General features: G+C 45.5%; 9 protein-coding genes and 1 pseudogene. 5 read left to right on the top strand and 5 right to left on the bottom strand.

Going from position 1 to position 9332, the window contains the following annotated elements:
- The 3 genes from QUA53_RS27945 to QUA53_RS27935 all read right to left on the bottom strand — a co-directional run.
- Window positions 1-272, bottom strand: a 272-nt coding sequence (locus tag QUA53_RS27945) for a DUF4347 domain-containing protein (protein ID WP_333249250.1), incomplete at its 3' end; no start/stop codon positions are given.
- Window positions 273-453: 181 nt separating this feature from the next.
- Window positions 454-645, bottom strand: coding sequence for a hypothetical protein (locus QUA53_RS27940; protein WP_333249247.1), 192 nt, complete (start codon window positions 643-645; stop codon window positions 454-456).
- Between the two features lie 275 nt (window positions 646-920).
- On the bottom strand, window positions 921-1199 hold the full coding sequence (locus QUA53_RS27935; RefSeq protein WP_333101021.1) for a hypothetical protein: 279 nt from the start codon (window positions 1197-1199) through the stop codon (window positions 921-923).
- Between the two features lie 1068 nt (window positions 1200-2267).
- Here QUA53_RS27935 and QUA53_RS27930 point away from each other — a divergent pair.
- Entirely contained in the window at window positions 2268-2549 is a 282-nt protein-coding gene (locus QUA53_RS27930) for a hypothetical protein (RefSeq protein ID WP_333101020.1), read from the top strand.
- 225 nt (window positions 2550-2774) lie between these two features.
- Here QUA53_RS27930 and QUA53_RS27925 read toward each other — a convergent pair.
- Window positions 2775-3047, bottom strand: a pseudogene (locus tag QUA53_RS27925) (DUF1348 family protein).
- 52 nt (window positions 3048-3099) lie between these two features.
- Between QUA53_RS27925 and QUA53_RS27920 the strand changes: the two are divergent.
- The 4 genes from QUA53_RS27920 to QUA53_RS27905 all read left to right on the top strand — a co-directional run bounded on the left by QUA53_RS27920 (window position 3100) and on the right by QUA53_RS27905 (window position 8611).
- Window positions 3100-3834, top strand: coding sequence for a methyltransferase domain-containing protein (locus QUA53_RS27920; protein ID WP_333101019.1), 735 nt, complete (start codon window positions 3100-3102; stop codon window positions 3832-3834).
- Between the two features lie 99 nt (window positions 3835-3933).
- Window positions 3934-4722, top strand: coding sequence for a molybdate ABC transporter substrate-binding protein (modA, locus tag QUA53_RS27915; protein ID WP_333101018.1), 789 nt, complete (start codon window positions 3934-3936; stop codon window positions 4720-4722).
- A 27-nt stretch (window positions 4723-4749) separates the two neighbouring features.
- The gene (locus QUA53_RS27910; protein ID WP_333101017.1) at window positions 4750-7260 is read left to right on the top strand and encodes an ATP-binding protein; all 2511 of its coding nucleotides are present in this window, start codon (window positions 4750-4752) and stop codon (window positions 7258-7260) included.
- Window positions 7261-7318: 58 nt separating this feature from the next.
- Window positions 7319-8611 carry a response regulator gene (locus tag QUA53_RS27905; protein WP_333101016.1) on the top strand — a complete coding sequence of 431 codons (1293 nt, stop codon included), beginning with the start codon at window positions 7319-7321 and terminating at the stop codon, window positions 8609-8611.
- A gap of 430 nt (window positions 8612-9041) precedes the next feature.
- Here the strand turns inward: QUA53_RS27905 and QUA53_RS27900 are convergent, their stop codons facing one another.
- Window positions 9042-9233: a hypothetical protein gene (locus tag QUA53_RS27900; RefSeq protein WP_333101015.1), complete on the bottom strand. Its 192-nt coding sequence runs from the start codon at window positions 9231-9233 to the stop codon at window positions 9042-9044.
- Window positions 9234-9332 lie beyond the last annotated feature (99 nt).

Here is a 9332-nt window from a genome sequence, read left to right as displayed (position 1 = left end):
GTATTGCCTAATTGTAGGCTGCCAGAACTGCCGTGAGAAATAATGTGAACCGAGTCTATCGCCCCGTTAGTAGAGGCATATTTTTCCATCTCCGAGGTGATTTGTTCGATGCCGTTTTTGGTGCTGTCGAGTATTACTACCTGCTGTCCGGGCAGCACTCCCGCTGTAAGTGACTCGTAATCTTCCACGCCGGAGTCAATGAAGACTAAGGAGCGCAGTGGCCGTTTTTCAAAAGAAGATTGCGAGTTAACTTGAGTGAATGTAGAACTCATTTTGGAGACTCCATTAAGGGCATTATTGGTAGATACGCCCCGGAGTTATCTCTTCAATTTTATTTGATAACTGTGCGATTTGAGCAATTAACTTTTGTATGGATTAAGGTAATCCCAACTGAGGATAACATAGCCTAATTACAGTTGATATGAGCCGTCGTCAGAAGTTCTGTAAACTTTATCAATCTCTCAGGATAGAGCCAGATTTTTGAAGTACCGAGGTAATTTTCTCGATGCAGTCAGATTCCCCAGCCAAAATTTTGGCAACAAAATATTCACCTTCATTGATGCTGGATTCCTTGAATACAAAGCTTTTGGATGGGGAATTTTCGTATTCCGAGAATCGAGTGGTTTCCCTTAAAGAAGCCAACATATGGCGCCCTCCAAAAGCGAGTTTAGGGGTAGATACAGCCTTGGATTCAGAGCTTCTGAAACTGCCAGCGACCTTGTTTATTTCGCTCATTTTTATTTAACCTATCTATCAGTTTCCCCTATTTCTGCAGCGCTGCCATCCGCGATCGCACGGAATTTACAGCACTTGCCGATGCTGTGAGGTACAGTAGCAGCAATGAGTCAACCAATCTCTTAAACGGTGAGGATTCATCAAATTAAGGGCAACTGCTGCGATCCTGGGGGTGACAAATATAGCTAGAAACCTTGCCTGAGCAAAGTTCTAGTCCTGAGACCTTTTTGATAAAAGTGATGCTTATTAGGAGTTAACTTCATTAACTCTTCCACAGGTTCAGCATATTTTTCAATATAATTAACCCACTGTTGGCTATCATTCCCACTCTCAAATTTACTGCGTATGCGATAAGTTTTTTGGGGTTCCTTGATGCAAAAAATATACTTTGGTAAATGCTTCATTTTGACTATAGTACCTTCAATAATGTCGCGAATATAGGCAATTTTAATCAATAGTATCATTTTAAATAATCTGTCTTCTATTAACCCTGTACCCTGTAAATTATAGCCTTATGTTTTGCAATCACGGAACATTTCCTCAATTCCCATCCGTTGCTTATAAGCAGCTATAGCTTCCGGTAAACTACCTAAGTTAGTTAGAAGAAACCACGCCTCGTTAACTGTCCATCCTTGATAATTACTTTTCCATTTGCAGTCAATATCAAATCCTGCAAGTGGCTTAGTCTTTCTAACTTTTACACCTTGAAAGTATAGAGATGTTCCGCGCGTGTCCCTAACTCATCTAACCGTAGCCTGCAGCATATTTTCGGTTTCGATACAATGATTTCGTTTGAGTTGTAAGCAAAAATACACATCTTGCTCTCTCAGCCAGTTGACCAAATCTATTGAACAGAATTCAGGCATCGCCTAACCACGAGCTGATAATCTTTAAATAAGGGTAAAATAGTTGAGATGACGGCGCTCTGCTCATTGATATTACTGCTACCTCGTTTTGGTAACAGGGACCAAGATAAGGGGATTGCTCTTCGCGGACATATCAGATTAATCATAAACAGATTGATACATCCCCATTGGCTTCGCATCGATCGCGATCGATAATTTCTGTCCGGGTTGGCAATAATTTGTCAACCAATAGGTAATTAGCGGAAACCACAGATCGGTTAAGGTAAGCTGGGGTAAATCTAAAAATCTTTGTAACTTGCGGCGACGACTTGAGCGTGGTAATGGGGTACGGAAATACGCGATCAAGTCGTTCTAATCTCACCTGTTTTTCTGATGTTAAGAGATTGAGCACTATTTCTATAACTAAAAATTGAGAGGGGGTTAGTTCTCTTTGGAAGTGAGTCTGATAGAATCTAGGTAACATATTTTTGGCATAGATCGAGTGTAACTTTAGCTTGACCTATCTTTTTTTTACACAGGTGAGTCAAATCTTTGCCCTGTCTGGCTTTTGGGCGGGGTTGTCACCCGCAAGCAAAATTTAAAGGATTTAAAGCTAATGTCGCTTGTAAATAGAAAGGAAAATATGGCGGAGTCACAGTCAAAGAAGCATGGTTTATATTAACTAAATTGAAAACCTTAAAAGCTGCTCTAAGCACTTATAAACAAATATTTGATATAGAAGAAATGTTTAGAGATTATAAAAACGGTAGCTATAACAGTGAAGAGACCCAAGTATCAGAACCCAGGATATTGACCTTAATTTGGTTATTAAGCATCGCTTATACAGAGACAATTATTGAAGGAAGATTAGTCAAAAAAGTGGCATCGCAAAAATATGTAGCTAGTCCCAAACAACCCAAACGTATTTATCGTTTGCACAGTACATTTCAAGTGGGTAGGCGGGCATAAAATTGGCTAACTTTTATGGATATTTGTCAAGAAAAAGTTAGAGAATATATTAGTTGACACCCAATAAACTGTCAAATTATCAAAGAGGTAAAAGGGTGGTAAAGCTGAGCATAACTGTCTTGCAGCCATTTTTGTCACCCTTTCAGCTCTTCCCCTTTCCCTCTTCCTTCGATATTTGGGGATTATTTCAAGGAAGAAATCCGCACTCTGACCTTCATGCCACTGCTATTCAAAGCGCACAGAAATCAGCTTCTTTGTAAAACTCCACAGTTCATTTTTCAAACAGTAGTCTAGTTCTTGTGCCCACTTTCGTTTTAAGAAACCCTTAGTTTGTTACCTTCCACTGAAAAATTAGATAGGGTTACGCCACGGCGAATCTTCGGTGTAAGCTAAAGCTACTCGTTTTGGATCGCGACTATTCCAGTCATCTTCTGCGATTTGAACTTTAGTTTTAGCAGGTTCCCGCGTAAAAGGTGGCAGTGGTAGTTTAGTTTCCATCTGGTTGAATGATTTTGCTCCTTTTCAAGGAGTCATCGAACTTAGCATAATAATGAACACAGCACAAGACCACTATAACCAGCAACTTGCTGCCGTTTACAGTTGGATGTCAGGAAATCCTGAAGAAGCGATCGAACGAAATCACGCTCTTTTTTGTCAATTGGGACTCGACTCCGCACCGCGAGGATTAGCCATTGATTTAGGTGCAGGCTCAGGATTTCAATCTATTCCTTTAGCGAAATTAGGCTTTTCCGTAGTAGCTATAGATTTCTGTAATGCCCTACTTTCAGAGTTACGCGATCGCGCTAAACATCTTTCCATCCATACCATTCACGACGATCTGCTTAATTTCTCGCAACATATTCAGGAACAGGCGCAGCTCATTGTTTGCATGGGCGACACACTTACACACCTAGAATCATTGAGTGCTGTCGATTCATTACTTTTGGACATTGAGCGCTCGCTGATTGAGAATGGGATGTTGATTTTAACTTTCCGCGACTATGTTTCAGCAGAGCTTCATGGAACTCAGCGTTTTATTCCTGTACAAAGTGATGAACTTACAATCCTCACTTGTTTCTTGGAGTATCAGGAAAACAGCGTAGCAGTCCATGACTTACTCTATCAAAAACAGGGCGATAGGTGGTCATTCAGTGCCAGTTCTTACCAAAAACTGAGGCTCAATAAAAATTGGTTGTGCGATCGGCTATCTGAAATAGGTTTACAGGTACTTCAGAACGAGATGATTAATGGAATGGTTTGTATCATTGCCAAGAAATTATATTAGAGACTTTATATTAGAGACAACCGAGAGTCGCTGTAGTTACTGTTCCGAAATCTACAGCCCCATCCAAGGCTTAGAAACTGAAATCTCAGGAAACCTGATATGAAACTCCTCCGACGGCTGACATTGTGCTTCCTCTCCTTGACGCTCACCCTCTGGCTGGGCAGTTGCTCCTCCCCACCCCAAATCCAGGCGGTGACGCTCAATGTTGCTGCGTCAGGCATGGTTCGCACAGCCGTGGAGGAAATCGATCGACTCTATCAGCAGGAACACCCCAATATCTGGTTGAATCCGACCTTTGCCGGAACAAGCGTAATCCGGGCAGCCGTTGAGCAGGGAGAACCTTTTGATGGGGTTTTGTTATCAGAGATTTCCGCGCTGGATGCGCTGCAAGCCCAAGGGCTGATTCTGCCCGAAAGCCGTCGGGACTTAGTGACCACCGATATTGTGGTGATTGCAGCGACTGATTCTGCGGTGCAACTGAATGATTTGCACGAGTTAGCGAGCGATCGCCTCAAAACAGTGGCAATTGGCAACAAAGACCTGACGGTTGGCAGATATACCCACCCCATTCTGAGTCGGTTAGGCATCCTTCAGGCAGTGGAGTCCAAGGCAGTCTGGGCAAAAGTGGATGTGCGGGAAGTCTTGCGAGCCGTCGAGCAGGGAGAGGCAGAGGTGGGCATTACCTTTCTGCCAGAAGCCAAAGGCTTTGCCAAGGTCAAGGTATTAGCCACCGTATCGCCAGACCTCTATGAGCCAATTCACTCCGGTGCGGCTGTGGTTAAAACCTCTCCCCATCTCCAGGAAATGCAGGCGTATCTGGACTTTGTAAGCAGCGATCGGGCAATGGCAGTATTTCAAAAATTTGGACTCCGCCCTCTGCGGTCTTAGATCGACGAAACTAAGCACGAGACAGACATGATGAAACAACCCTCTAATTTTCTCAAAACCGTTGCCGGGAGCCTGGGAGCAGCCACTTTCCTGGCATTAGCAGTGAGTGGAATCGCATTTTGGAGCGCTAACCGCACCTTAGAAACTAACCGCCAGATCGCCACACATCTAAAAGCGCTCAATAGTTTGGAAGCGTTGACCAGTGCATTTCAGGATGCTGAAAAGATCCAGCGGCAATACCTGCTCGCCCAAAACAAAAATGACTTCAGGAAATTTGGGCTTCGGACGATCGATGTCGATCAAGAATTGCGACAATTGCAAAGCTTGGTAGAGAACGATCCCCGCCAACAAGCAGCCACCAAGCGCCTGGAAGAATTTATCCTGCGTCGCGTGGGGGAACTCCGGCAAGGCGTGGAACTCCGGGACACCAAAGGGGTGGCGGCGGCGATCGATCGCACCCCCCCACGACTGCTCGACGAGATTACGCTGCTGACCCAGCAGATCGAAGCGATCGAAATCGTAGGGTGGCGGCAGAAACAGCAAGCTGCCACCCACACAACAATTCTGGCAATGATGGCATTTCTGGTGGGCATCGCCCTCAACCTAGGAATTATTCTGTGGACTTACCGCCTGATTTGCCGTGAAATCCTGAAGCGGAATCAAGCCGAAACCGACCTTCAGCAAAGTAACCAGACGTTTCAAAACCAGACTGGCCTGTTACAACTAATCCTCAACAGCATGAGCGATGGCGTGCTCGTTCTCGATGAAAACGGTCGATTCCTGGTGTTTAACCCCGCTGCCGAGCAGATGTTTGGCAAAATACCCGACAGCCAGCCGGAAGAATGGTCGGAGCAATATGGACTGTTTCATGCCGATGGGGTAACTCCGCTTCCAACAGAGCAAATTCCCTTAGTGCGGGCTGTTCGGGGTGAGCAGGTAGACAATATGGAAATCTTTACTCGTCATCGCCAGGCCGCAAAGGGCTTGTGGCTGACAGCTAGTAGCAGACCTCTGAGAGATGCCAGTGGTGCATTGAAAGGGGGAGTTGTTGTGTGCCGCGATATTAGCGATCGCAAGTCCGTAGAACTACAAATATTGCGGGCAAAAGAAGCAGCCGAAGCTGCCAACCGCACCAAGAGCGAGTTTCTTGCCAACATGAACCACGAACTCCGTACCCCGCTCAACGGCATCCTCGGCTATACCCAAATCCTCCAGCGCGACCCCGCCACCACCGCCAAACAGATGAAAGGATTGGGGGTGATTTATCAATGCGGTTCCCATTTACTCACCCTGATCAACGACATTCTGGATCTGTCCAAGCTGGAGGTGCAAAAGATGGAACTCTATCCCCAGGATTTCCATCTGGCTAACTTCCTCTCTTCTACTGTGGATATTTGCCGCGTCAAGGCAGTGCAAAAAGGCGTAGAGTTTCATTACCAGCCCGCGAGCAACCTGCCCACTGCCGTCCATGCTGACGACAAACGCCTGCGGCAAGTGTTGCTCAACCTGCTCAGCAATGCGGTCAAATTTACCGATTTTGGTACCGTCACGTTTCGGGTAGAAGCGGTGGAATCAGAAGACTCAAACTCAGAACTCAAAACTCAAAACTCAAAACTTTCCAGAATTCGCTTTCAAATTAAAGACACTGGCATTGGCATTGCCCCAGAAAAACTATCCACGATTTTCTTACCCTTTGAGCAGGCCGGGAAACGCGATCGCAACATCGAAGGCACTGGACTAGGACTTGCCATCGGTCAACAAATCATCCAGAAGATGGACAGCGAAATTCACGTCGAGAGTGTAATGGGCCAGGGTAGCAGTTTTTGGTTTGAGATCGACTTGCTTCCAGCATCGGATTGGACAACACAAAATGCGATCGCCAACCACAAGGTTATTGGCTATCAGGGCGAACGACGCAAAATTCTGGTCATTGACGATCGCCAAGAAAACCGTCTGGTGGCAGTGAATATGTTGGAACCGCTGGGCTTCAAGCTGATAGAAGCTGATAATGGGCAGGCGGGTTTTGATGCCACTATCCAGACGCGACCCGACTTGATTATTACCGATGTACATATGGCGATTATGGATGGCTTAGAAATGACCCGTCGCCTGCGACAATTGCCAGACTTTGCGCAAACTCCGATCGTTGCCTCCCCTGCTACTCTGTCTCAGGTGGATGTACAGGAAAGTCTGGATGCTGGGTGCAATAGCTTTTTCCCCAAACCGATCGAGTTTACTGGGTTGCTTGCCGAATTGCAGCGATATTTAGAATTGCAGTGGATTTACGAAACCGAAACAGAGGCGACTCAATCCGCTGTCAGCAACGCCGATGAGGTTAGCATCTTAATACCGCCTGCTGCTGAACTGGCAACCCTCTATACTGCCGCTCAGGGTGGTTTTATGACCGATATCCAGCAGGAAGCCCATCGCTTAAAGAAATTAGCGCCAGAATATATTGCCTTTGCGAACCGAGTTCTAGAACTAAGTCAACAGTTTGATGAGGAAGCTATTCTGCATCTAATCGAGCCACGGGTTTAGCAACTTTATCGATCTACTATTAGCCATTCATGCCTTGAATATATTTAGGAGTTTGCTGATGTCAGTCTATTCTATATCTCAAGAAAACACGATCTTAGTCGTAGATGATACCCCAACTAATCTGCAAGTATTGTTTGATGTGTTGAGCGAACAGGGCTACCGGGTGGCGATCGCCAAAAATGGTGAAACTGCCCTGCAACGAGTGCAATTGTCTGAGCCCAATTTGATTTTGCTGGATGTGATGATGCCAGGGATCGATGGCTTTGAAACCTGTCAGCGGCTCAAAGCTAATCCCGCCACTCGCGATATTCCAGTTATTTTCATGACCGCCCTCTCCGACTCGGTGGATCAGGTCAAAGGGCTGAGCCTGGGTGCGGTGGACTACATCACCAAGCCGATTCAGCATGAAGAAGTCTTGGCACGGATTCGGGTGCATCTCCAACTGCGGAATGCCACCCGGATCATGGAACAGCGCACCAACGAACTCAACCAAGCCTTAGAAAGTTTCAAGCAAGCCCAAGTGCATCTAGTGCAAGGTGAAAAAATGTCTGCCCTAGCCCAATTGGTGGCGGGAGTGGCACACGAAATCAACAACCCGGTGAATTTCATTCAAGGCAACCTGAACTATGTCAAACAATACACTCAGGATCTGCTGGACTTGGTGCAATTGTACCAGAAGCACTATCCCAATCCGGTAGCAGAAATCCGAGAGCGGGCAGAATACCTGGATCTGGAATTTTTGCAAGAAGATTTGTGGAAGATACTGGGTTCGATGAAAATGGGGAGCGATCGGATTGGCCAACTGGTGCTCTCCCTGCGCAACTTCTCCCGCCTCGATGAAGCCGATTGCAAACCCGTTGATATCCATGCCGGTATCGACAGCACTCTGTTGATTTTGCAACACCGTCTGAAAGCCAGACCAGATTTTCCGGCCATCGAAGTCATCAAAAATTACGGGCAATTACCGGAGGTCGAATGCCACCCCAGTCAACTCAACCAGGTATTCATGAATATCCTCAGTAATGCGATCGATGCCTTGCAGACATCAGGTGTCAGGGATAACCAACAACCTACCATTACCATCAGCACCTCGATCGCTAGTGCTAACTCGATCGTGATTAGCATTGCCGATAATGGAGTCGGTATCCCGGAACTCATTCGCTCTAAACTATTCGATCCGTTCTTCACCACCAAACCCGCGGGGAAAGGCATTGGTTTGGGACTGTCGATCAGTCATCAAATCGTCACTGAAAAACACGGTGGCAAAATTGAGTGTGATTCCACTCTGGAGAAGGGCACTGAGTTTGTCGTACAGATTCCGGTGCGACAGATCATAGTAGAGGTTGCTTAAAATAAGAGTTACGGTTCCGGCAACAATTATCAATCAATTTGAATACTCTTTATCTTAGAGAATAGTAGTTAGGATTGTATGCTAATAGGGCTTACTCACAAACTCATAATGTAGGGCGTGTATTACGCACCTCAACCCCTACCTACCAGTCAATACGGTTCAGTTAATTTTTTTTATCCGAAGAGAGCTTTGGGCGAAGCATAAGCCCTTCGGCCAGGCACGCGCCTTCGCAGTATCTATTTATTTTTCACAGTGTTTTGTCTCCATGAGTGTCTTATCCCAAGCGTATTGACCTACCAGTAACGCATTAAACTATTTTTTATATTGGCGGTCCATGTATTAGCTGTCTCTACGGCGAAGCTAATTACATTAATATCGTTATTGCCGTTTCAGTCACCGAGAAACCATCATTTGCTGCGTCACTATAATTCTAGAGGATAGCTACTCCTGTTTGCTCGCTTTTGTCCAAACCTATGAAGCTCGTATAGTCGCCACTACTACCGTTATGCAAATACAATACTTGCCGATTCGGTAGAGTCGAAATTAGCCAAGCTAAGCCCATACTAAAAGCTTCATTTTTCTCAAAATATTGTGGTTGAGATCGCGCGAAAATCGCAGCCATTTCGGTATTCGCTGTACAGAGATTATAGTCATTTCAAATAAGTATGAGACTTTTAAAAAATGAGGTAAAATGAAAAAAAATCGTTAACCAGTTAGGGAA

The sequence above is a fragment of the Microcoleus sp. Pol12B3 genome (assembly GCF_036701355.1).
Lineage (GTDB): Bacteria > Cyanobacteriota > Cyanobacteriia > Cyanobacteriales > Microcoleaceae > Microcoleus.
The sequence above is the reverse complement of the archived record's forward strand: the minus strand, read 5'-3'. Positions and strand labels throughout refer to the sequence as shown.